Raw genomic sequence first — 24,765 nt, 5'->3', positions numbered from 1 at the left:
TCAGTTCTCCACCCTATGATACACCGCCTTCTTCCAATCAAACACCCAACCTTTCGCAACATCTCCCCGGCACTCCGGGCAAATATTTTTGAAGTACCGTCTAGTCTCATCCTTCACATCATCCAGTGATTGTGCAATCTCCACAGCTCTTGTTAAATTAGCAATACGTTCTTCAGGAGCCGAATATTCCGAATTCTCAAGTAAAACTACGACTTCAGAACTGCTTGGAATTGTACTTCCTTTGACATGATCGTACATTTTGGTATCCAGAAGCACGTCGCAGTGAACGAAGATCAGGCTATTCGGTACAATTTCATCACTGTCCTTGATTCGATCGCTGCCGAATCGGAGGAAATTTGCTGAAAGCTCATTCCCTCGGTGCTGTCCGTCATTGCTGAGATGATCGCAATCCGACATCTCGCTCATCACTTCCTGGATAGGATTCCCGAAGCAACTGTCAGAGTCGGTCAGAAATATGACAGTCTCTGTATGGGGCCAAACGTCCTCCTTCGATTTTGGCTCATTCATCTTTGGTTATTTTATTAAGCCGGGCGATTATTGATTGGAAATCATTTCGCAGCTCTGTTAACTCTTCCCCATCAGGGCTTCGAGAACGGTGGACGATCACCGCCTGCGATATCTCTGGCTTCTCACTGAACACTTCCACCCACTCTTCTATATCCTGAGCTAATTCTCGGCCGCCGTCTGTCGAAGACTGCCGCAAACAATTTGAAACGTCTTCCATAGACTTCCCAAGAGAACCATAGAGCTTAGTCAAATGGATAGGGGCCTTTATGCTGCTATCCAACGCACTTTGAGACTGGCGAACCTCAGATACAGCGGCTTGTAGCTCCTCCGTATTTTTAGGAGTATCAATCCCAAACCGACTGATGTACAACAATATCAAGAATCCAAATATGGATCCTATACTGAGGCCGAATACTATCTCTTCTGAGTTCAGTATAGGTGGCTGCTCCAGTAGAACTGAGTGAGCCAAGAAGGCTACCGCCGTCATCAATATCCCGAGAGCTGTATAACCTGCAGCGATGATTACTAAGGTCCGATTCTTGTGGAGGGCAGGAGAATATGACGATCTCCCAATACTGTATGTGTATATGATCGTGAGACCTACTGATACGACGCCCAATGTTGCAGTTCCTATGATGTAGTTCCGGGTGACGTCTAAATCGATAAAACCTGTAGATGTTACTTGTAGAAATCCAATTAGTGTTATTCCCTCCAATACTACGGCAGTTAAAAGCTGACGTGGAAGAGCGCCGAACAAGAAAGTAGAAGGGCTGACAGAACGCTTGAAATCGGACATTGCTATTGGCTCAATAAATCCTCACAGCGGTTATATTTTTCACTGCTACCAACACCAGAAGGATGACCAAGACGGCCAAGAAGGGACGCGAAAAGATTGTCGCAATCAAGGAACGACGCAGTCTATCGAAGGTGATGTAGCATGATGTACTGCCTCGCCTGTGCATGGCTTTGGTATGCGTACTAGTAGCTCTCAAGTATGGTGACCGCACAGGGGAACAGGGACTCTGCAGGAAACGGCGTTCCACATCAAGAAGCTACTAGTAGCTGTTATTAGGTCAAAGACCGATAGACTGCGCCAGATTGATTGCCCAAAATACACGTTTTCTTATATGAATCGAGGTGTCTGCTGAACACAGGGCGCGTCTCTGAAATCAAGAATATTCTAATTAACAATTGAATCACAGTATCTCATTCACAAGTCTATTGAATATCGAATCGACGAGTCTAACCTTTATTATAAAGCAAATTAACATCGTAGCAGTCCTCATGCCTTCCGACTTCTATTCTGTATTAGGGGTATCGGAATCAGCAACCAATTCAGAAATTCAGGCTGCTTTGCGTAAACAGTCGAAACGGTTCCATCCAGATGTCTGCAGCCGAGATGATGCTACTGATCGATTTAAAGATATACAGGAAGCTGGTAGTGTGCTTGACAGTTCTGATAGAGCAGTATACGATAATTTCAGTCATACAATCTACACCAAAGCCAATGCTTCTGTAAAGGTGCGAAAAGAATGGGACTCCCAAGGGAATCCACCTGATTTTTCGGAGTCCTCGGCCGCAACGGAGTCTTCGGAGTCCTCGGCCGCAACGGAGTCTTCGGAGCGGAACTCAAGCACAAGCAAGCCTTCACATCAAGCCTCAAAAGCAAGACAAGCCAGGGAACGGGCCGCCGAAGCAAGGCAAGCCCAAAGTCAGTCTTCGGAGTCTTCCACCGCAACGGAGTCTTCAGAACAAGCCTCGAAAGCGAGGCAAGCTAGGGAAAGGGCGGAAAAAGAAAGACAAGCGTCTGTAAATAGTGGTGCAAATGAAAGCGCCGATAAACCTAGCGACTCAGAATCGGTCGAGCAAGAAAATCTTGGTTCACAGGATTACACTAAAACAGAGAACGGCAGCCACAACAATCTCCTGAGCTCGCTCATACATAGCGTTCTCAACTCAATTATTTGGAAGTCCTCTTTTATTGCGTCTTCAGCGACGATCTTGTTTTGGTCCCTGCTAGTGTATCCTGTAATAGGTGGACTTCGCAGCGGCACAGCGGTTGCCAATTTGTTCACTCCATTTACGTTTGTGGGTTCTTCATTTTTTTATACCAGCAGCATCTTCGAGCTTTCGTGGGCTCTGAATTACGCAGGTTTGTCGATAAATCTCACAGAGCTCAATGAGATTTGGGGAGTGATTTCTGTTGGATTCAAATTTCTTGCGTTCGTAATTAGCAGTATCTATGTCCAGACTTCAGTAAGAGAGAGTGGGCTTTTGCAAGTCGTATCCTCTGCTATCGCACTAACCACTTGGCAGCTATTCCTTTTTGTGGTATCTCTGTTAGCATTTTCTATATTGACCAATTTTGGTATTATATCCACGATAAGCGCGGTCATCATTTTATTCCTGCCTGTTATTATCATCCACGGGTTTCTATCGTTTACTGCCAACCTCCTTGGATACAATATGATAAATATGATTAAAAGTCGGGAATCTCTCTAACAAAAATATGCTGATGTCCTGAAGGAATAAGAAGACAACGTAGAATTACGATTCCTAATTCTGATCTCATTACTATCTTAGACTGTCTTCCGCAGTACAGAGCCCCCCTTGGGGATTCAGACTGAGCAGATAGTCCAGCGCAGTAGTACTAAAATAAAGGCGGCCAATGAGAGTGGATATTTTCTATTCTGCACGCTCTACTAGTAGTTCTTCGGTGTGGTGCCCACATACCGAGGGAGGGAATTTTCGGAAAACGGCGTTCATAACCCTGGTTTTCCCGACTGGTTCCTCAATAATTCAGTAAACTAATTCTCTCAGCGATGTGGTATGGGTGATTAGTGTACTACCTGCCCATATGGGCAGAAATACGGTTTTTTAAATAGCCATAAAGCATGGGCGAGTGTATGACCGTCGCCGCCTATGTTCGGGTCTCGACTGCCGACCAGAATTTGGACCGACAACTGGAAGCAACACATGACTATGCGGTCGACGAACTCGGGTGTGATCCGTCTACCCTGGAAGTGTACCGGGACAAATCAACCGGGACCGATATCGAACGTTCCGGGTATCAAGCTCTCCTGAACGATGCAGAGGTGGGACAACTGGAAGCAGTGGTAGTACACGAAGTCTCGCGTATTGCTCGAAGTATTTCTGATCTTGAGCGCACAGTCAAGCAACTCCGGGATGCCGGCGTCGCTGTCCACATCGTTTCGGAGCGAATGGTATTGCGACCCGATCAGGAAGACGAGGATCCGTACCAGCGTGCGCTCTTTCAGATGCTCGGTGTGTTCGCCGAATTGGATGCAAAAATCAAGCGTCAGAATATCCGTCAAGGAATCGCGGCCCGGCAAGAAAGTGAGGACTATCGCCACGGGCCAGCTCCGCTCGGGTTCGAGAAAGACAATGGAGAACTCGTTCAGGCTGGCAACTATCACCGAGTGTGTGAAACACTGGAACAAGTGGCTCGTGACGAAATGAGCCAGCGACAAGCCTCCAAAGAACTCAATTGTGGCCGAAAGACGATTCGGCGTGCATTAGACGAACGCAGTGATCTGTATGGCCTCTAAAGTTAATTATGAGTCCGTCCGTTGACTCGCTCATTCATATCGCTCCTCAAGATCATCAAGTGCGCGCCAGAACTGTTCATCATTGATCCGGGGCTCTGTCGTTGCCCGCTCTTCTAACACGCCGGCGTACGTGTCGAATTCCTCGGGCCTTGGATTCGTCGCAAGAATACAGTCGGCGTATCCATCGATTGCGGTCTGGATGGTCCGTGCGTAGTGGTCGTAAGCACCGTCGATCAAGTTGTACTTCTCGTCGATCTCCTCAAACACCGCTCGATAGACGGTCGCAGCGGCCAAATACCGGTTTCGGTCCCGATACTGCTCGGCAATCTCGAAGAACCTGGAGAAGTCGATGGCCTCGAACACGACCGGGTCGGCATGCTGTTCCAATAGTTGTGCAATCTCTTCACGATACTCGTCGACCGATTTGTAGTCGTCGCCGAACCGCGCGAGAAACTGCTCGCGTAACTCGGGGCGTTCGGCAAGTGAATCACGGACGAACTCACGCAGGTCCTCGGCTAAGACATCGTTTAAAACTGCCTCGACACGGTCACTCTCGTCCTGTGGTGGGCTTGCGGCAATATCCAATAATACGGCGACGACGTGCTTGCAGTCACCGTTCCCGTCGTACGGACAAGTACACCGGGTGTCGATATGGTGCCCGCCGAATTCAACAGTCACATCGTACAGGTTCGAGCCGCTGACGGTCGCCGTAACGAGGTTACCGAATCGATCCAGTTGCTGAATACGTCCCTCGTCGCGGTAGTTTCTCCCGCGTTCGAAGACTGCATCCGTACTCCTGTTTTCGATAACTTCCGTCTCGATGTTCATGTCTCGCCTTTCGACGCGGACGTGGAATTCGATTTTGATGCCGGGTCGGTGTGTGCCAACTTAGACCGGCCAGCATCATCTTACATCCTCCGCATGAACTCGAAGGAATCCCGAGCGGTAGAGTCTCAGCGGTTTCGAGGGGGAGTATCCGTGTCAACGAGAACTGATGGCGCTTCTCACTCCCCACCGGCTACGATTGGTACACGCCGTGGGTATCAATTTCAGTTGCCTCCTCGAATGCTGCACGTTCTCGCTCGATTTCTTCAATTCCATCTCCGATAAGAATTCGAGCGACATCCTCGGATATCTCTCCGTCCCTGTACTGCTGGTGAATCTGAATCTTCTCTTCATTCGACAGCGTCTCACGCAGTTTTTCACGAAATCCCCGCCGAGCGAGTTCGCCAAGATTGATACCTCCGAACCGCATCTGATCAACGATTTGGCTTGCCTGCTTCTCTGTTTCCCCCCGAAACTGGATTTTGTCGTTCCCCGTCGTCATCGTGAAGAGATAGTGGGTGCCCGATAGAATAACTGTTTAATTAGCCGTCCGTGTCATGACAACAGCATCGACCAAATTAGAAATGGTTTAGATTAGCGTGAAATATCCGGGCTGTTCTCAACGGGGGTTGGTGGGGGGTGTCAGATGCACCCTCGGCTTGAACGACGGGATTCTCTCCTCAAAGAAACATAGTCGCTTCGTCAGTGTTTATTGATAAGCAGTTGGGAAGTAGTGTATGGATGAACTAACGGCGAACATCTCGTTTGATCGGTTCGCCGATATGCCGGAGTTCTACGGCTCAGGGGCTGCGAAGTTTCGTTTGGCGATGGTGAAAGAACGGGCGGACTTTCTGGATTTGTTCGAAGGGGCTCGCCACGTCGACGCGGTCACATACGCGGAGACGCCCGAGCTGATGGTGACGATGCTCACCGAGTACGATATCGATTCTCTCGATGTTCTGATTGGCAACGCGGACGACTATGCTGACCGAGTCAATGAGGTATCGACAGCACGGTCGCTCGTGGAGCTTCGCCAGGACGGGCGACTCACCGTTCGACTGAAGAACCAGAAAACCGTCCATTCGAAGATTTACCGTATCGTCATGCCGGATGACACGGTCAAACTCGTGCACGGTTCAGCGAACCTCTCACGGAACTCGTGGGAGTACCACACGAACCAAATTTCGGTCATCACGACCGACGTCGATACACAACTCGACGAGCAATTCAAGCAATTCATCGACGAGTACAGAGAGGGATACAGCGACCAAACGCTTCTCGACGGGCTCGTCGAGGCTCTCGAAGACGCAGACACGCCAGAAGAACGAGACAACCGCATCGAGTATTGGGTCGGTGCGGGTGACCTCGAAGTGAGCGACACAGCGGCATTGAATCAAGACGCAGTCGAGGACCTCAAATCGGTCGCTGACCATGTCACTGCCGTCGTTGACGATCCTGAGGGCGCTGATGAAACGGTCGCGTTCGTCGAAGAACCAGAGAACGCTGACCGAACCGTCGTCGAGCCTGAAGACTCCGCGGATGACGAGGATTCTGAGCGGGACAGTGAAGACACCGAGTCGCCGGATGTCGGACTGGTCGAATCGGACCACGAAACGGACCTGACAGAGACGCTCGATCGGCCACGTGTCCGGGCACCTGACCAGCAGATACGGATGGGGACGAGCAAGGTCGACAGGGACACAGCCGACGAATTCGGGACGAGTCTCCGCGACCGCGGTGCGACCGTCGAAGACCACAGCATCGCTGCGCCCCTGAGCGCGTACAACAACCAGGTCAAGGAATCGACCACCATCCCGACGATGTCTGTGCTGCCTGACGCTGAGCAACTCGTCATCGGTGACGACGACGAGATGATTCTCGTCGCTACTGATGACCCGACACCTGATGTTCTCAACCACTGTCTCGAAACTATCGAGGACTACATCGAGACTGTCGAGAACCACGGGCACACGCAGTCGGAAACTGCTGTGATGGGCCAAATGTACGAAGCGTTCCTCTACGGCTTTTGGGCACCGTTCGCCAACCAGTATGCAGAAGCGCTTTCTTCACCGTCCAGAACACTTGACAACGTCCTGCAGCACCTCTACATCGAAGGGAAAAGCGACGCCGGGAAGGACAAGCTCACCGAGTACATTCTACGTCTCATCTCGGACAACACGGTGATTTCCGGCGTGGATGCCGACGACGTCGGCGTGAAAGAGATTCGCGGAATCCGTCAATGGGACACCAGCTTCCCGTACGCCATCATTGACGCTGAAAAAGAGAAAATCCAGCGGTGGAGCCCGATCCGGAACTACTGGAGTGATTGGACCCCAACTAGCGTTGACCAGCCGTGCCTCATTTTCACGACCAACGATGCACTCCCGAAATCGGAGTTCCGGAATCGTATGAAAATCCTGAGTATGGACGTTTCATTCCCTTCCAATCCTGAAGACCCCGGGTTTCGTGAGGCGCAAGACGACCTCGCAGAAGTGCTGGAACGACAGAACCCGATCTTCAGTTACGTCGCGCGACGCATGCTTACCGAACAACCGTGGGAAGACGGGACTGGTACCATCGAAGACGTCCGGCGTATCGTTCGAGAATTCTACGAGGAAGCCGGCCGGAAGCAACCCGAGTACTTCCCTGCGGACGAGCCGGCCGAGAAGACGTACGATACGGGTCGAATCAACTGGCAGCGAGACATTCAGGGTGGCCGCGTTTCCTTCGAACCTGAACCAGGGGCAATCACGGCTGAGTTCGACCGCGACGGGTACGAAGTACACGACTACGCGAAACGCCTCCCGAAACGGTTCATGGCGGAAAAATCCGCGTCCAGCGTGTATATCGGTGCCCCTGAAGAGTTCGCCGAATGGGCCGGCTACACCGTCGACGAACTGTTAACCGGTGCAGCCGAGACTGGCATGAACAACAAAGAAGAGGAAGACGCAGAAGAAAGCGCAGATTCGAACGACGAGTCCGGTGGCTTTCTCTCCAGACTGCTCGGCTGATACTCAAGAGTTCCGGTCGATCCAATCACGGAACTCGTCAAAATCTTTCATCCCGGCCTGCTCACCGATGCTCCGTAGCGTCCCGGTGTCCAGTTCGTCATGGAGTGGGATGGGGACTGTTCGAGCGTCGGAATCATGGGCGGCAGGTGGATTCCATCGCAAGATAGCGTGGTCTCCGTTCGTTCTGACCCACTCGTAGATACCACTATTCACCATGACCTTTACGACGTCCATTCCAGAAAACGTCCCACGAGCCACGAGTTACTCGAAAATATCCGATTCGTCACGTGCCCCGGACGTATTGTTCGAAGGATCAATGCCGAGTTCGCGTAATTCTTCGTCGCTAGGAGCATTACCCTCGCCTCGGTATCCAGCCATAGCTTCGTCGAGGTTTTCAAGGGCACTTTGACGCGTTTTTCCCTGCGACGTTACGCCGGTTTCAATATCGCGGGCAATCCACCACTCGTCGGACTCGGTGAGCGTGATGGTCGGTTCAATCCCGGTACTCATACACTCTCTGTACCTACCTACTGGTCCAGTCGGTATGAAAGTGACGGGGTGGGTGAATTGTCTGTAGAGACGATAGAGGGAGTAAAACAGGTATCCGAAACGGTGTGACCGTATCAGCTCCGGCTGTGCTTCTAGCAGAGTAGAAGGTACAGCCAGTACGGTAGCTGAATAACACTCTCGTCGATTTGCTGTACTGGTTTCGAGCCGCGAACAGTATCGCCTGCGAGAAGGAAGCCGAGTGGCGAGTCGAATTCATTTTGGAACTCTTGGATAGCAGCAAGCGCCGCGTCCCTGTCACGCGAGCGATATGCGAGCCCGATTGGGACTGGCGTCTCTCCGACCTCGAAGACGAAGTCAACCTCGCCTTCCCGGCCACGCCAGTATTGGACACTCGGTGTCGGGTCGTTGCCTTGTGCTGCGTTGACGCCGTAGGCGAATCGCATTGTGTGGTCGAAGGCGGCGACGCGGGCGAGTTCTGCTTCTCGCTGGAAGTCGTTGCGGACGGCTGATGCGTCGCCGTCCGATAGGGCCGTTGCGAGGCCGGTGTCACGGAGGTAGAGTCGGACGCCGCGCGGGCGACTGTTGTCGTATTCCGTGACGCCCGTGAGGACGTACAGTTCGCTGAGTGCGGGGAGGTAACTGTCTGCGATTGTGCGGCGGTCGACGTCGAACAGTTCGACGAGTTCCTGGTAGCGGAAGGACTCGGTGGCGCGGTTCCGAGCGGCCAGCGCACACAGCCGTTCGAGGTCAGCAATTGTTTGAATTGATTCGAAGCCGGGAACGTCCTGATATAGGGCTGTCCTGACGTTGTCCCGGAGGCGAGCGTAATCTTTCGAGGAGAGGTCACTTGCTGATTCGACGGCTCCGTCGTGTTCGTAACTGATGATACCGCCCATCGTCAGGTACTCGACGACTTGCGACTGGATCCGGCGTTCCGCGTCGATGACTTTCTCGTACTTGCGTCGCAGTTCCTCAGTGAGGCTCGCTGTATCCGCTTTGGCAATCGCTGCCGGGAGGCTGTTCTCACCTGCTCGGATAGAGCTCGGACTGACGCGATTGTCGTCGGCTTCGAGGTCGGGGTAGAGAGTGAACAGGTAGTCTCGGAATTTCTCGGGAAGAATAGGTTGTACGTCGTACGCGTCCGGAGAAATTTCGGTATCTGCGAGTTCCCGTTCGATCTGGACCTCAGCGCTGGCCGTCATAATCACGTGCCGGTCCGAGGTTTGCTCGATGAGTTCGGCGACGGGTGTGCCCCATCCGTCAATCGTGGGTTTGCTCGCGTGTTCGATCTGATGGATGTCGTCGATGAGAACGAATTGTGGCCCGTCGTTGGGTGTTCGACCGTAGACGCGGCTTTCGTAGTATCGGACGGCGCGTGCGAGCTGCTCGTCCGACTGGAGTTGGTAGAGTGGATCGGCGTCAAACGGAAGGTACAGAAATTGCTCAGGAGCAGCGCCAGTCTCGATTCGGTGGTGGATGAACTGGTGGAGAAGCGTAGTTTTGCCGACGCCGCGCCGACCGACAAGTGCGAGGATAGACTGATCTTCGAATTGGCTACCGGACGCTTCCGGGCGTGCGAGATGGTAGAAATCGCTTTTCTGCCGGGCAGGAAGGTCGAAGGCGTCGGTCCTGTCGTCCCACCACGGGTTGTGTTCGTGGAGGGACTCGACTAAGGCGTCACCAGCATCGAGAGACATAGGTTATTGCTTGGTCCATGAGCGCCATCCCAATGATTGTTACGCCCGTCTACTCGGCGTTGCAACGCTGATTTACCACCAGAAACCACTCTAAACGGCTCGAAAAGTGATCTTGCGGGATTAAACATCATAACAGTGTAGTTTAATGCTTCAAATACGACTTTATAGTGCATACTGTCGAAACATTTATCTCGGCATGAGACATAATGTTGGGTGTAAGTGTGACAAAAGCGCCACTGCGTTGGTGCTAATTGGCTGGCGCGCTTGGGAGGCGCGTGTATCGTGGTTAGGGGCCCGTTGGCTGCCCGGGTGAGCGGCAGCTATCAACAAACTATGGATGGGATATTCGCGGATGCACGACCCGGCGCACGCCTCGACCTCTCTGTCGAGTTCATCACCAAACGACCACTCGGCTGCGACGGCGAGACGGTATTTCGGCTGCTCGTCACCGACCAGGCAGGCAACCAGTTCAGTATACTCGCCACCCCGGACAGCGACTCGTTGTGGCATCTCGAAACCGGCGAGACGTACGAGATTACCGGGCTGCTCGGTGCCGACCCCGTAGACACCGATCCAGCAGTTGCACGCGAATGCCCGCACTGTGGTGACCACCTCCGAGCGGGGCAAGCCATCGACGCTGCCGGCTCCGCAGTCGTCGAAGCAGCCGAGAAACTTGGTCTCGACAAGCGGTTCGGGATCCTCGATGAGAAGTCATCGCTCAAGCCCGTCAACGAGGATTCCACGACTGTTGACGACTGGCTCCCGATGCGAGACGACCAGCCGGTCGAGACACCCGACTATGTGTGTCGGTCCTGTGACCGGCACGTAGCTGAACGCGACTTAGCTCGTGATGAGGAGCCAGTCCTGGAAAACATGCAGGCAGATGCGAGCATGGAGCCCGCGAACAGTATGGCGAGTCCGGAGACAGTCGGCCTCGCCGCTGGCGGTGCGAAGGACATCACCAGCTTCCGGGAGAACGTATCGAACGGGTACACGCCGGAATCCGAAGCTATCAGTGACGAGGGACTGTTCTACGACTACTATTTCGAGACGGGAGGGCGGACTGCGACGGATTCGCTGTTCGCGCCGCGATATGCGGCAGCTGTCAGCGACCACCCGTTCACCGGCGAGACCGAACAGTACCTCTCCGTCGGGCTGGACTCGACGCTCTCCGTCGAGGAGTTCGAACGGCCGCGACTCGACCTCGTTGCGGTTCTGGATGTGTCCGGGTCGATGTCCAGCGCGTTCGACCAGTACTACTACGACGAGCAAGGTCGCCAGCGTGAAGCCGAGAGCGGAAACGAGACGAAACTCGAAGCGGCGACGCAGTCGCTGTGTGCGCTCACTGAACAACTTCATGTCGAGGACCGCCTCGGTGTCGTTCTCTATAATCATCGGGCGCACGTGGCGAAACCGCTACGCGATGTCGGGGCGACGGATATGCCCGCGATTCGACAGCACATCCGCGATATTGCGGCTGGCGGGAGTACGAACATGGAAGACGGGTTCGAGGCCGCCGTTGACATGCTGGCCGACGGGACGACTGGCCACGGCATCGAGCGCCGCGTCATCTTCATGACCGACATGATGCCAAACACCGGCGAAACCGGTGCGGCGGAATTAACCGAACGGTTTGCTGACGCCGCTGTCGACGGTATCCACACGACGTTCATCGGTATGGGGCTGGACGCGAACGCAGAACTGGCCGACACGGTGTCGGGGATTCGCGGCGCGAACCACTACTTCATCCACTCCGCCGACGAGTTTGAACAGCGACTCGGCGAGGAGTTCGACTACATGGTGACGCCGCTCGTCTACGACCTCGACCTGGAACTGGACGCGACGGGGTACGAAGTCGAAGCCGTCCACGGGTCCCCATCAGCCGACGGCGCGAGTGACCAGCTCATGCACGTCGGAACGCTGTTCCCCTCTGCTAAGCAGGACGGGAAAGCTCGCGGAGGGGTCGTGCTCGTCCGGCTCACGAAGACGGCGTCGGACGCGACGCTCGAACTGCAAGCCTCGTGGATGGAACGCGATGGAGCCGAACAGACCGAGCGGGTCTCGGTCTCGATGCCCGACGGCGAGTCATTCGGACACGACGGCGTCCGCAAGGCTGTGGCGCTCGCTCGGTACGCCCGGGAACTCCGCTCGTGGGCCGGTGACGTTCACGACCGGGCTGACAACGCGACGGGCGTCGATGACTGGCTGCTCCCCGACAAGCGCGGCGAACACGAGCGCGAGTCCGTCCCGCTGGTCGTGCCTGACGAGTACAGAGAGCGGTTCGACGGCCTTCGTGGGTACCTCACCGCTGAGATGGACGCCGTCGGTGACGACTCGCTGCAACAGGAACTGGACCTACTCGACATGCTCTGCCGGCCAGAGGCAGCACGGGAGGCGGAGGTGTCGGAGTGACGCTGGTCTTCGCGTTCGACCGGGACTGGACAGTCGACGTGAACCCGCACCCGCGTCACGAGGCAGTCCCGATTGAGTGGGTGCGTCACCTCGCGCACGAGACTGACCACGCGGTGTACGCCATCGGGAACCAAGACCTCGCGGAGGAAGCCGCTATTCCTGGCGTCGTGGATATCGTTGGTCGCCACGATGACCCGTGGGACGAGTGGCTCGGTACGAAACAACCCGACGGGTACTACGAACAGTTCCCGCTGCGTCGTGAACGACTCGCCCTCATCTCGGACCTGCACCCGAACGCGGACGACTACATTGTCGTCGACGATCTCGACCTGAGCGACGTTGACGGGTGGGAGCACTACCACGCGTGGGATTTCGTTCCAGCCGTTGAGCATGGTGATATCGACCCGGCGTTGCCATGGGCTCGTGAACCAGTCACTGACGGAGGGCTGTCGACCGCTGCTGGCGTCACGCCTGTCGACGAGTCGCACCTCTCGTCGTGGCTCACCGAGCACCGGGACGCTCAGGCCTTCGAACTCACGTACAGCGACGCAAACGGCGAGTCCACGGCACTTTTATCGGACATGTCGGTCGATGCCGTGCGACTCGAAGCCCCCTCGAAAGCGCCCGGTGTCCGCTGCACGCCGTTCGCACCGGGTGAGGACCGATTTATCATCGGTATTGAAGCTGTCAGACAGGTATCTGTTGTCGAGATCCCCGCAGAGGTAGCGCAGCGGTTGACGACGCAAGCGGAGACGTTGACTGAAGAAGCAGTACTGCTTCGTCGGTTGGCAGCGGCTAACCCGAACGCAGTTCGTATCTCTGCAGTCTTGTCGCTCTTAGACCGTGAAGAGACGGCACCTCTCCAGCAGCGGGAAGCTTTGCAGGCGCTCCGGCCGATCGCGGTTGCACGTCCCGAAGACTGTACACCGGCCATTCCGATTCTCCGGTCACTACTGTGCGACGCCGATCTGATCTCGCCGGACGATACCTTAGCGATACTCAGTTCGATTGGTGAACAGAACCCGGATGCAATCGCGCCGGCGACGGGCGAAATCACACCGTATCTTGATTCGAACCGCGTGGCCGCTCGTCGTGAAGCAGCCGCGTGTATCGCCCACATTGCGACTGCCGACCCGAGCGAGGCGGTCGATGCCGTTCCGGGGTTAGCGACTGTCATCGAAGACGATGCTGACGGGACTCACGATGCTGTGGCCGCACTCACCGATGTTGCGAGTGAGTACCCCGGGGCCGTTGCGCCGGTCGCAGAGCCGCTCGGGACGGTCGTCCTGGATGCGTCACAATCAGACGATGTTCGATTATACGCGACAGCCGCGCTTGGCAGTGCTGTCGAGACGGAACCAGGCCTCGCAGTCGATATCGTTGATGACGTCGCACAACTACTGACTGTGGAGAACCCCCGGCTCCGAAACAACGGGGTCGCGTTGCTCTTCGAGGTCTCGGCGATTCACACCGACGTTGTCGAGCCGTTCGTTGACGACATTGCTGACCTCCTCACAGTTGACGATGCGTACACGCGAACGAACGCCAGTGGGACACTCGCTCGCGTGGCCGAGGACTTCCCGGCCTCGGTCGAGCACGTGACGCCAACGTTCGTCGAATTGTTGACCGACGACGAGTCGACCGTCCGGGAGAACGCCTGTTGGGCGCTCGGATATCTCTGCGCCGCGGACAGCGAAGATGCACTTCAGAAGTGCCTGCAGGAGGATGTTGACAAAGACGTGCGGGCCCGGGCATCGTGGGCGCTCTCGCGTCTGGAGGGGTAGTATGCGGGTGAACGCTTATCATGGTCTGCTAGAGTCATAGTTATGATGAATAATGTGTGGGTGAGTTCGGGGAGTACGACTGTCGAGGCGATGGTGAATCCGATCGCGGCGGCGTGTGCCGGGGACGGACTGGACACCGCGTTCGTCCCCGACACTGTGTATTTCCTCGACAACCCCGGGCTCGGCGATGCGCTATCCGATACGAAAGTCCTCACAAGGACGCTGATGGAGCAGTACGGCGTCGAGAGCCCCACGATCAAGACAGGGCACATCGATCACGAGACAGACTTCCAGGGAATTGCGACTCACTTCAGAGAGGCAATCGCCGAGGCACGCGACGCAGCTGCGAACGTCGCCGTCGACGTTACGCCCGGCCGGAAGTTCATGTCCGTCATCGCGTTCAACGCCGGGATGACGTACGATGCCAATCACATTTTCTACTTCTACTTAGAATCGAGTGATTATTTCAGCCGCATCTACCCCGAGATCCCACGCACAGCAGCGAAATTGTACGACTTCACGGAGATCCTCTGATGGAACTCGCACACGAGGACTTGATGCTCCTGTTAAACGGGCTGTACGAACTCGGTGAGGAGTCGTTCTCGGTCGTTCACCCGGCGGACGAAATCGGCGAGCTGTTTCGTGTCGACCTCGGCAACGCGACGGACAGCACCGTCAGTATGACCACCGGTGCAGTGACGTACGAAGACGCACTCGACGAGATCGAACGGGAACACGGCCCGACAATTCGGAAGGAACTCCCGAACGAAGCGGCGTACGTCAAAGCCGTCACTGCCAGCGGGCTCGTCGACATTCAAAACCGGGAGGAACTGGACAAATTCATCACTCGGTACGGGTACCAGGACCTGCAGGAAGGCCACCCGCCGCGGTATGCTGGCTTCGACACGAATCTCCTGCCGTGGCGGATGCACGATGTCCTCGGCATTGACCCGGTGTTACACACCAAATCAGGTGGGCGAGCGCCAGTCAACGGGTACGCACTGCTCGAAGGCGTCGACAAGGAGTTGAGTATCAGCTACCGGTACGGCAAGAACGCGATGCCGGCTTCTGCACTGGCTGATGCGTTTGGCTCCGAGTACGAGCGCCTCGCCGGACAACCAACCGAAGACAACCGCGAGACACGCCTCGGACTGCGGGAATACCGCCGGTTACGAGAAACCCGGCCACACGACATCATCCCCACCGGGACCGGCGACACCAACATTATCGACGGCTGCGCCGAGTACTACGCTGACAAACCAACTGGTGTAATTCTCTTCTCGAACGACTACGGGTTCGTCGACAAAGCCCGTGTGCGGAAGGTTCCGGCCGTCCACGTGGAGTTCAGTATCGATTTCCCACGGCGCGTGACCGGGACATGGGAAGAGATTGCGACGCTGCTGTACGAACTCGCCGTGCTATTCGGTGTCCTGGTTCTTCCACGGGCAACGCTTTACGGCGTGTGGGAGGGCAAGAGCGAACGCAACTGGAAAGACGAGGAGATCGATATCGACACGCGAAGTGAGAAGTTGGCTGCTATTCTCGAACGGGACCAGCCAATTGTCCAGGCTCACGCTCTGCGTTAGTAAACTTGGTTAGGGGACAGCCAATTACAACGCCCCGTATGGCCGCTGGAATGTTAGTGAAACGTTATCATACTCTAACATTGGTTCGATACCTGCGTCCATAATCGAGTCAAACATTCTCTGCGTGTCTCCATAGGAATCTCCGAACGTATCCTCAGGATCTTCGATTCTGTAGAACTCGTACCGCTCATGTTGACCATTGTTTTTGACAGTCTCAAAAACGAGCGGCCCCTCTGGAATCGTGAGTGAACCGGTCGACGATGGATCCTCAGGGTGATCCAAAACGAGGGTATAGCCGCATGTCTCGATCTGCTCATCAGGGCTTCTATCAGCCTCTATCAACCGTTCTGATGCGTCATCTACTGTCTCACACCCTGCGAAAAATTCATCCGGGTTCTCTATATCGTAAATCCAGAATATATCTCCCCCATTCCCGTTCGGAGCAATCTCGAAAACCGTTATCGGGGAAGTAGACGATTCAAACATACCAGCCTCTTCTAAATCCAATAATAAGAGTGTTAGCTCTGCTCATTCTGTCGGGAGGGGCGCTGCACACGGTAGCTCGTTGTGAGTACACCACTGGCAGTGCGCGTCAGCGACGAACTCGTCGTATGTGAGGTTACTAATCGTTGAGAGCAACTTCTCAATTTCCTCCTTGACGTCCTGTAAATCACTCTCAGAGAAGATCTTTGTCTCGGTTTTCGGACCGAGCGGACCGACGTACGCGTACCCGGCGCTATGGATTGGCTCGTCGTACAGGTCGCGGCACGCGAGCAGGTAGAGTGGTAACTGCCGATTGGCTTCGATGTCTCGTTCGCGTTGCGTGGCTTTGTAGTCGATAACGACGAGTTCGTCGGCGGGGGTGCGGTAGACGGCGTCGATGTACCCGACTATTTCCTCACCGTCGATCTCCATGGCGAACTCGCGTTCCGCGTCGACGACGTCCCACTCGCTGAGTTCGAGTTCGAAGTACCGATCGATACACGCCTTCGCGTCGGGGAGTGCGTCGTGGGCCCGCTTTTGATTAGCGAGTCGCTCACAGATCTCGTACCATTCGGCTGGTGACGACGCGTTCTCGTCGGCCGCGATTTCGGCCGTGTCGTGGAACAGTATCCCGACGGTTTGCTGTGACGGGCCGGTGTCTGTCTCGGTCCATTCCTCGTCGTTCGGAGTGTAATCACGGAACGCGTTGACAACGTAGTCTAGGTAGTGTTGCCGCGGGCAGTCTTCGAACGATTTGAGCGACGTATAGCTGTGCTGGATTTCTGGAGCAACGTCGGGCGCGCTGGTAAGCGACTCAAGCGTGAGTCGAGACGGTGCAGTGCGTTCCACGGCTCCTGCTGCCAGGTCGGTGCCGAGTGTGAGGACTTCCTCCCGGGCTGTTTCGGTGTTAATAGCATCGCCGTTGTGCGTCACCGTTCCACCGAGGTCACCGATGACGGTCGCAGCAAGTGAGTCTGTCCAGTCGGCGGCTTCCGGCGGGAGACAGTGCTGGATGTCCCGCCAGATAGGGAGATGGTCGGCGTCCGGTTCCCACGGCAGTCCCGGTGTGAGTGTTTCCCGGAGGAAGTCCTCCATTTCATCGTCACTCGCGTCATCGTCTTCGCTCGATCCGTGCAGGACGAGTACGTCCTCGGCGCGTGTCAGGCCGACGTGGAGGACACGCCGCGTTTCCCGGGCGTCGTTGGCGACCAAGTCCTCTGCGAACGCCGCTTCAGGGCCGTCGGTCAGTGAGGCTTCCAGCGCGTCGTACGAGCGGCCACGTGGCCCCCACTCGTCGGCCGTGAGTCGCGGCATCAGGACGACCGGGAAGTCCAGTCCCTTGCTCTTGTGGATCGTCATGACGTTGACCGCGTCGTCAGCTAACTCCGGCTGGTCTGTCGGCGTCCCGCCGTTCTCGGCGAAGACCTCGTCGTGGTGCCGAAGCGTCTCGACGAACTCCCCGGTGAGCGACGGCTGGACCGCGTCGTCACCGAACTGTTCGATGACGTCCTCTAACTGGTCAAGACTCCGACGGTCCTGTTCGCTGAGATACCACTCGATGTCGGTCAGGTCCGTCAGTTCGCGGTAAAGGCGCGCAAGTGATGCGCTGTCCCGAAGCTCCAGTAGATGCGACACGTGGGTTCTCGCGGTTTCGACGCGGTCCGGTTCCTCGAACTCCGACAGCGGTGCCTCAAGCAGGGCTGTGACGAGAGCATCGTCTCGCGTGTTGAGGTGCCGGAGGTCCGCGTCAGCGAGGCGGTACCGCATCGTCAACACGCGGTTCCAACTGACTTCGTCGTCCTCTGGTCGGGCGAGTGCTTTGAGGTACGCGATGACCGTGCCGACACCGACTGAATCCGTCGCTAAGTCGCCGGCTACTTCGTACGGAATCCCGAGGTCCTCGAACCGGTCGACAAGTGGCTCGGCGTGCTTATTCTTCCGAACGAGTAACGCGATATCGCCGGGGTCGTACGCCCGGTTGATTTCGCCGGCAGCTCCTGACAGCATATTCTGGACGACGGTGACGAGCTGGTCGGCCCGGTCGGATTCGTCATCGGCCTCTTCGACCGTGACGACGCTGTCGCCGTCGTAGTCCGGCTCGTCGACGCGGGTGAGCGTCTTGTCGCTTTTCCGGTCGTCGAGTTCCCCAAGTGCGGCGTTGGCGAGGTCGAGAATCGGTTGTCGGGACCGGAAGTTCTGTTCGAGGGGTTCGTCCGCAAGCGCGTCGCCGAACTCATCGTCGAGTTCGTCAGTGATGTTGGCGACGTTCGCGCCGCGCCACTCGTAGATCGCCTGGTCGTCGTCGCCGACGACGAACAGGTTCTCGTTGCTGACGAGGGACGTGACGAGGTCGAACTGTAACCGGTCGGTGTCCTGGAACTCGTCGCAGAACACGTAGTCCCACCGGCCCGCGATATCGTCGACCGCGTCAGTTTGTAAGAGTTTGACCGTCTCGACGACGAGGTCGTCGTAATCGAGGAGTCCACGCTCGGCTAATTCTTGTTCGTACGCGTCGTACCCGGCGACAAGGTCGCGGGCGTGCAGGCAATCATCCAGAAAGTCAGCGAGGTACTCGGGGAGTTCCAGGCCGACCTCCGGGATGCCTTTCGGCGCGCCACTGGCGTACCCGCCGAACAGGTACTTCGGAATCTTGTGCGCGTTCTCCGGCAGGTCACGGTCGCCAGACTCGGCGGCTTCGGACGCCGCGATGAGCGAGTCACACACTGCGATGGCGCCGTCGAGGAAAACCGATATGCTAGCTTCAACGCCATCGTCGCCGATAGCTTCGCGTGCCTCAACCAGTGCTTCCCTGACTGCCGGCAGACCATCGAGTACGGTAGAGACGGACCGCCCGCCGAGGTTGTCGCTCGCGGCGTCTTCGATGGTTTCCGGAATGTCTGCGAGTTCGTACAATCGCTCAGCCGAGCCGAGGTACGCGTCGATAGCGTCCGGGTCGATACCGCTGCGTTTCATCGAGCTGATGAAGCCGGTGAGTGCGTCAGCTGCACCACTGCCGTGTGAGTTCGGGCCGTAGACGTTCGGCTTGACCGCCCGGTACTCGATTTCGTCGAGCACCTCCAGTGCCACGGCGTACTTCTCGGCGTCCGTTGCCACGTCGAAATCCGGGTCGATCCCGGCCGTGTACGCGTAGTCCTGCAAGATCGCGTTACAGATCGAGTGGTACGTGTACGCGTCAATGTCGTACCCGGCGGTCCCGAGTTTTTCCTGCAGTTTTTCCTGCATCGAATCGGCCGCGTTGTTCGTGAACGTCAACGCGAGAATCCGGTCCGGAGACACGCCTTCCTCGTCGATGAGGTGCTCGATCTTCCGGACCATCGTGAACGTCTTCCCGGTCCCCGCACCCGCCAACACCCGCATCGGGTACTCCCCCGACCTGATAATCTTCTTTTGCTGGTCCTTCGGGTCAACGTCCTCCTCTATCGTCGGGAGCCACGCCGGCAGATCTCCATTTCCGTCAGTCATTGCTGAACCTCCGTAGCGATGTAATCCGCACACATCGACTGATAATCACAACCGTCGCAGGCTTCCGCCTGGATGAGGTCAAACGGGTCCGGGGCGAACCGTTCAGTTGTAATACCTTCGTGCGCGGCTCTAATCAGATCCCAAATCGTGTCGTAATACTCCTCGTACGCTTCGGTCGTTTCCCGCGGTCGGCCACTCGCCGTCACGGTGTACCCGGATGGAGTGCTTTCTGTCTCCGTCGAGTGCAACAACCCGTAAAAGCTGAACCGAACGGACATCCCTGGCTCGTACAGTGAGGAGTCTTTGATGCCTTCTGTGTACGTGGCGGTCTGGAACGCGTTCTTGACACGTTGGGCCTCGTGGGCTTCCTCGTTCAGGTGCTCTTCGAGCCGGTCAGCACTCCAAGACCCGAGAACACCTCTGACGTTCCGTTTGTAATCAATCAGATGCAGCGTGTCACCGTCACGCAGCACGTTGTCAGTGTACCCGTGTAGTCCGATGCCGTCATGTTCACACTGGATTCGTTTCTCCGTCGCCACCGATTTCTCTGCGTGTTCGATTCCGTCGCCGTCCTCCGGGTCGAAGAACGATTTGATGCCAGCAAGGGTCTCCCGTCGTTGATACTCTTGGTGAGCGTTCGACGCGTAGTCCTCGGGGTCGATGTGCTTGGTCCACGTCGCATCGAACACGTCCATCGCTCGCTCGTATATGACTCCGGGGTCATCGTCGCGGCCTGTGGCGTCACAGACGCGCTCAATCATTTCGTGGTAGGCTTTCCCCTGTTGGAGATACAGCTTCGTCTCGTCGGGCGAGGAGACGCTCTGGACGTGCTTGTACTCGTATTGGCGCGGACACGTCGCGTACGTTGCGAGTCGAGTCGGCGACACGGACACGACGTCACTCACGGCGCACCCTCCCGGCCCCAAAGTCAACGCGAGCCTGCAACGCCTCCCGCATCGCCTCACCGCGTTCGCCACTCTCGTCAAGCACACGGTGAATCTCACCGATATCACCCGACAGGTCGTCGAGAGACACTGTCATTTCAAGACTCTGCGTTCGCCGCACGTCGGCTAACGCACGGTCGATTCGTGAGAGGACGAACTCTTCCGCGCGCCGTTCACTCCGAATCTCATCATCAGACTCGTCCTGGATCCACGGCAACTGCCGATACGCATCGGTGAGGAACCGTGACGGCTGTACTTTCTCGTCTAGCGCGCTGCTCTCGTGGTCGTATAGGCAGAAATACAGGCGTTCCGACGCGGCGTTCGCACCGACCGCCAATCGCCGCCGGGATTGCTCGACGTGATACTGCATGAGCGGGTCACTCGACGCCGTCGATTGCGTCTGGAACGTCGCCGCGACCTCACTCCCCGTCACGTCCGTTACACCGGGAAAATCAGGCATCTCTACGACGCGGTCCTGCGGGAATAGTCGCGTCAGGAACGGCTCACCCGGGAACGCCTGGTCGACGACATCCGGTACGAACACAGCGCGCCACGACCCGTTCTTCAGCGATTCTAACCGGTCGACGCGAACGCCACCGTCCAGATCCGTTGCACTCGTCCGCGTTTCCGATTCGGCGTGTTCGTGAGCGCGTTCGAGCATCTCCACGAATACGGGCCACGACGCCTCGATGAACTCCGTGTCCTCGATGAACTTCGCCATCGAAAACACCCGTCGGACGTTCCCGAACTGCGACCGCGCGTCCAGCGGCGACGCTCGCGTCGCAATCCGATCTTTCAACCCCGACGCCGTCGCCCACCGACGCAACACATCCGCAAGCGAGTCCTCCTCCGCACGAATCGTCGACAGCAGCGCCGTATCGAACTCACTCTCGTCGACAGACGGGGTCTCCTCACCCTCACTTTCAGCAGCGTAGTACCGCGTGACTTCCAACAGTTCCCGGATCGCCGGATCATCACCGAACCCGGTGACCGTCGTCGATTCAGTCGGGATACCTGCCTGCGTGAGTGCACGAATCGCGTCCGATACCCCATCAGTCCCGTGCCCGGTTGCGACAGCGAACGAGTCATACTGCCACCCGTGAACCTCCCGGAGTCGCTCGATCTCATCAGCAATCCGGTCAAACTGCTCATCACCAGACTCCGCACTCATCACGGTGACAGCACCATTCTCCGGGTCATCCGGCACATCACCGGTCGACAAGTACCGGGCTGTCGCCGCCGGCCGCGATGCAGGCGACGCCTCTGCCTCGGAACCACTGTCGGTCAGCGAGACGTAGTCTGTTACCGGGCCGGTCTCTACGCCAGTTCGGCGAACGCTGCTCGCTCGCTCACGAACGCAGACTAACTCAAGATCTGTCGTCAGTGCGGACAGGTACTGTCGATCAAGCGGGAAGAACTCCTCGAACTCGACGGCGAGGACCGCATCAACATCAACCGCGACATCTCGCTGTTCCGGGTCAGTGAGCTGTTCGATGGCGGTCGACAGCAACTGTCCGCGTTCGATGTGGCCGTGGTCAGCGAGCCATGCTTGGAACTCGGCGATGGTCTCGTCGATCTCGATTAGTTCCGGTGTCGTATCGAGTGCAGCGCTTTGCCACGTCGCTGTCTCCATGAGTTGCGCCACGTCTCCGGCAAAGGAATCTAATTCAGCCGCGGTCTCGAAATACTCCGACTCCCATTCCTTGTCAGCGAGGAACCGATGTACGAGTTCCCGGCGTAACATATCCGACAGAATTACTTCGTCAGTCACTGCGTTGACCACGTCAGTCGCATGCACCACGAGTGACGAGACACGAGGGACACCTGCACCGGGGACTTCTGGTTCGAGGACTTCCTCAAACGAGTCCATGCTCGTCGGCGACCCCGTCAACACGAGTACGTTCTCTGGTCCGTACTTGTTGCGCAGCTCCCGGTATTCGTCTCGGACTGCTGATTCTGTTTCAGATTGACCGAATGGGACTGATACCAAGCTGCCACTCAGTTTGTCCTGCCCGCTCATCACGAGTGGTTCCGATGCAAACTGACAGCGTGAATCACGAACTGTACTAACATACCCATACTCATGCGAACCTGATTGTTAAACCGTCGCCCGATTCCCAACACCAGATCGGGGGACTGCTGGCTGTCATAACAATGCGATACCAACGCCGACAGCGAAGGCCATGACCAGTAGCAGCACAGCACTACTGAGGATTGTGTTTTCCATGGCTTTCTCGGGAATCGACATCTCTCCGTATTCTTCGCGGAACTCGTCGAGATTTTCGTCGTTGTAGAAGTACTTCGTTTTCAGCGCGAACCGTTCGGTGACGGCACACCCGGTACACACCGGTTCCTGGTCGAGTCGTTCAGTCTTGATGTGCTTCTCGCAGCTTATCGCGCCGCAATTCGAGCAATACGTGTACGGTTCCCCTGCTCCACTTGTCTCGCAGTGCACGCACTGGTGGATGCCGTCCTCGGTCGTAACGCGTGACGGACCGGCAGCGAAGTACTGGTACGGATACGTGTAGTTCTGTAGCTGGACCGAGTGCCTGACATCGGGGAGGTAGACAGCGTTAATCGATTGCACAGAGATATCTGAAAGATTCGGTTCACACGTCTTCGTGTACGTGACGTTGTTGTCGCCGGTGTAAGTCACGTCTGTGGTGTGCACTCTCCGGAGTTGATCGACGGCCCACTCTTTGTACTCTGTTTGTGTCTGCCCGAACCGATTTTGCTCGACGCCATCGAACGCGTCTTCGAACTCATCATCAGTCAGTTCGACCGCTGCATGGCGATTCTCGGCAACCAAGGTACCGACATCCTCGGAGGCGATCGTGGGATTCCCCCGGTCGGCGTGAATGACGAACCGCGTCCGGTCGTTAATTCGATGGATAACACCGACAGATGTCTTGAAGACCGCGTCCGTGTCGGCCGTGACTGTGACTGTCGGGCGGAACGTGACATGGGACTGCGGATCCGGTACGGCTCCACCGTCTATGTTGTCGATATCACGGAACGCCTGGTGGATCGGCGCTGATGATGACCCGGCCGGGTCGTACGGTCGAAGCGTCTCGTCACACAGAATTTCGATGCGGCCGTTGTACAAATCCAGACCGACATCATCAGCGATGTCACGAAGAGCTTCCCCGTCGATAATTTCAATCGGGTACGGATCACCGTTCTCCCGGAGTCGCTCAACGTACTCGTGAGCCGGGCCAGTACACCGCCCGGTCGTCACGATCATCCCGCGTTTGGGCCCGTCGAAATCGAACGTCGAAATCGCGGAGTGCAGTTTCTGCACGACTGGCCGGCCGACAGTATCTGTGTGCTTACACTCAACGACAATCGCTCGGCGCGTCCCGTCAACGACTTCCTCCATCAACACGTCACGGCCTTCATCAGCCGTTTTTTCGGCCTGCCGGACGTTCTCATACCCGAGATTCCGGAACACATCCTCCATCAAATCCTCAAACTCGAACCCGGACAAATCATCGAGAACAGCCATTTCGTAAGTAACTAAAATGTATACTGCACCCACAAATAGTGTTCCGCAGTACAGTGTAGCTGCAAAGCTGCTCTAAACGGTCTTATTTTAAATAGTACAAAGTAGCTTACTGGAGCTGCTCGCGTACTGTATTGATATATTCCGGCTTGAGCCGATGGTAAGCATGTCTAGTATTATCCTCAATCTCACTTTGTTCAACCCAACCGATATCTGTCATATGTCTTGGATACCTTGATCGCCTGCTTATTACCGAGTTCATCCCGTTCTTTGTGAGTTCTATATTATAATCTTCTCGCAGCCGACGACGTACCTCAACACCACGGAGAGCCTCACCATCAGCATCTGCTAGCACTTTCAATACCGCCTTTTGATTTTTAGTCAAATCAGTCAAATTGGTTTGACCGTTCTCTCCCATTGGATTCCTAACT

20 protein-coding genes are annotated in these 24,765 nt (G+C 56.3%); 7 read left to right on the top strand and 13 right to left on the bottom strand.

Translation table 11 applies throughout. The features are described 5' to 3' along the window. Both NDI56_RS04730 and NDI56_RS04725 read right to left on the bottom strand, forming a co-directional pair. Window positions 1-426: a hypothetical protein gene (locus NDI56_RS04730; protein ID WP_310918277.1), complete on the bottom strand. Its 426-nt coding sequence runs from the start codon at window positions 424-426 to the stop codon at window positions 1-3. Window positions 427-520: 94 nt separating this feature from the next. Continuing rightward, complete coding sequence (locus NDI56_RS04725; protein WP_310918276.1) at window positions 521-1,324, bottom strand: hypothetical protein; 804 nt, start codon at window positions 1,322-1,324, stop codon at window positions 521-523. 488 nt (window positions 1,325-1,812) lie between these two features. On the opposite strand from NDI56_RS04725, the gene NDI56_RS04720 reads away from it, so the two are divergent. Next, window positions 1,813-3,030 (top strand): J domain-containing protein, encoded by a 1,218-nt coding sequence (locus NDI56_RS04720; protein WP_310918275.1) that lies wholly within the window; start codon window positions 1,813-1,815, stop codon window positions 3,028-3,030. Window positions 3,031-3,434: 404 nt separating this feature from the next. Then, window positions 3,435-4,097: a recombinase family protein gene (locus tag NDI56_RS04715; RefSeq protein WP_310918274.1), complete on the top strand. Its 663-nt coding sequence runs from the start codon at window positions 3,435-3,437 to the stop codon at window positions 4,095-4,097. Between the two features lie 30 nt (window positions 4,098-4,127). On the opposite strand, the gene NDI56_RS04710 is transcribed toward NDI56_RS04715, so the two are convergent. Together NDI56_RS04710 and NDI56_RS04705 are read right to left on the bottom strand one after the other, a co-directional pair. Further along, on the bottom strand, window positions 4,128-4,925 hold the full coding sequence (locus NDI56_RS04710) for an SWIM zinc finger family protein (protein WP_310918273.1): 798 nt from the start codon (window positions 4,923-4,925) through the stop codon (window positions 4,128-4,130). Window positions 4,926-5,115: 190 nt separating this feature from the next. Continuing rightward, window positions 5,116-5,424, bottom strand: a complete 309-nt coding sequence (locus NDI56_RS04705) for a DUF8065 family protein (RefSeq protein WP_310918272.1) — start codon at window positions 5,422-5,424, stop codon at window positions 5,116-5,118. 235 nt (window positions 5,425-5,659) lie between these two features. Between NDI56_RS04705 and NDI56_RS04700 the strand changes: the two genes are divergently transcribed. Beyond that, window positions 5,660-7,933: a phospholipase D-like domain-containing protein gene (locus tag NDI56_RS04700; RefSeq protein ID WP_310918271.1), complete on the top strand. Its 2,274-nt coding sequence runs from the start codon at window positions 5,660-5,662 to the stop codon at window positions 7,931-7,933. Window positions 7,934-7,936: 3 nt separating this feature from the next. Here NDI56_RS04700 and NDI56_RS04695 read toward each other — a convergent pair whose 3' ends face one another. From NDI56_RS04695 to NDI56_RS04685, 3 genes are all read right to left on the bottom strand, one after another. Beyond that, entirely contained in the window at window positions 7,937-8,191 is a 255-nt protein-coding gene (locus NDI56_RS04695) for a type II toxin-antitoxin system HicA family toxin (protein ID WP_417935941.1), read from the bottom strand. A 3-nt stretch (window positions 8,192-8,194) separates the two neighbouring features. After that, window positions 8,195-8,443 (bottom strand): type II toxin-antitoxin system HicB family antitoxin, encoded by a 249-nt coding sequence (locus NDI56_RS04690; RefSeq protein ID WP_310918269.1) that lies wholly within the window; start codon window positions 8,441-8,443, stop codon window positions 8,195-8,197. Between the two features lie 131 nt (window positions 8,444-8,574). Continuing rightward, window positions 8,575-10,140 (bottom strand): ATP-binding protein, encoded by a 1,566-nt coding sequence (locus NDI56_RS04685; RefSeq protein WP_310918268.1) that lies wholly within the window; start codon window positions 10,138-10,140, stop codon window positions 8,575-8,577. 333 nt (window positions 10,141-10,473) lie between these two features. On the opposite strand from NDI56_RS04685, the gene NDI56_RS04680 reads away from it, so the two are divergent. From NDI56_RS04680 to NDI56_RS04665, 4 genes are all read left to right on the top strand, one after another. Further along, window positions 10,474-12,552 (top strand): vWA domain-containing protein, encoded by a 2,079-nt coding sequence (locus tag NDI56_RS04680; protein ID WP_310918267.1) that lies wholly within the window; start codon window positions 10,474-10,476, stop codon window positions 12,550-12,552. Further along, entirely contained in the window at window positions 12,549-14,336 is a 1,788-nt protein-coding gene (locus tag NDI56_RS04675; protein ID WP_310918266.1) for a HEAT repeat domain-containing protein, read from the top strand. Before NDI56_RS04680 ends, NDI56_RS04675 begins: the two co-directional genes overlap by 4 nt. 90 nt (window positions 14,337-14,426) lie before the next feature. Further along, on the top strand, window positions 14,427-14,870 hold the full coding sequence (locus NDI56_RS04670) for a PDDEXK family nuclease (protein WP_310918265.1): 444 nt from the start codon (window positions 14,427-14,429) through the stop codon (window positions 14,868-14,870). Beyond that, window positions 14,870-15,922 (top strand): PIN domain-containing protein, encoded by a 1,053-nt coding sequence (locus tag NDI56_RS04665; RefSeq protein WP_310918264.1) that lies wholly within the window; start codon window positions 14,870-14,872, stop codon window positions 15,920-15,922. Before NDI56_RS04670 ends, NDI56_RS04665 begins: the two co-directional genes overlap by 1 nt. Window positions 15,923-15,946: 24 nt before the next feature. Here NDI56_RS04665 and NDI56_RS04660 read toward each other — a convergent pair whose 3' ends face one another. The 6 genes from NDI56_RS04660 to NDI56_RS04635 form a co-directional block, all read right to left on the bottom strand. Then, complete coding sequence (locus NDI56_RS04660; RefSeq protein WP_310918263.1) at window positions 15,947-16,408, bottom strand: hypothetical protein; 462 nt, start codon at window positions 16,406-16,408, stop codon at window positions 15,947-15,949. A gap of 42 nt (window positions 16,409-16,450) precedes the next feature. Beyond that, window positions 16,451-19,888: an ATP-dependent helicase gene (locus NDI56_RS04655; protein ID WP_310918262.1), complete on the bottom strand. Its 3,438-nt coding sequence runs from the start codon at window positions 19,886-19,888 to the stop codon at window positions 16,451-16,453. Next, window positions 19,885-20,793, bottom strand: coding sequence for a PD-(D/E)XK nuclease family protein (locus NDI56_RS04650; protein ID WP_310918261.1), 909 nt, complete (start codon window positions 20,791-20,793; stop codon window positions 19,885-19,887). Before NDI56_RS04650 ends, NDI56_RS04655 begins: the two co-directional genes overlap by 4 nt. After that, complete coding sequence (locus NDI56_RS04645; protein WP_310918260.1) at window positions 20,786-22,702, bottom strand: DEAD/DEAH box helicase; 1,917 nt, start codon at window positions 22,700-22,702, stop codon at window positions 20,786-20,788. Before NDI56_RS04645 ends, NDI56_RS04650 begins: the two co-directional genes overlap by 8 nt. A 276-nt stretch (window positions 22,703-22,978) precedes the next feature. Continuing rightward, on the bottom strand, window positions 22,979-24,337 hold the full coding sequence (locus NDI56_RS04640) for a restriction endonuclease (RefSeq protein ID WP_310918259.1): 1,359 nt from the start codon (window positions 24,335-24,337) through the stop codon (window positions 22,979-22,981). Window positions 24,338-24,443: 106 nt separating this feature from the next. Continuing rightward, window positions 24,444-24,752: a hypothetical protein gene (locus NDI56_RS04635; protein WP_310918258.1), complete on the bottom strand. Its 309-nt coding sequence runs from the start codon at window positions 24,750-24,752 to the stop codon at window positions 24,444-24,446. Window positions 24,753-24,765 lie beyond the last annotated feature (13 nt).

The sequence above is a fragment of the Halomicroarcula saliterrae genome (assembly GCF_031624395.1).
In the GTDB taxonomy this organism is placed as follows: domain Archaea; phylum Halobacteriota; class Halobacteria; order Halobacteriales; family Haloarculaceae; genus Haloarcula; species Haloarcula saliterrae.
Note: the sequence above shows the minus strand (reverse complement) of the source record. Positions and strands in the feature narration are given on the sequence as shown.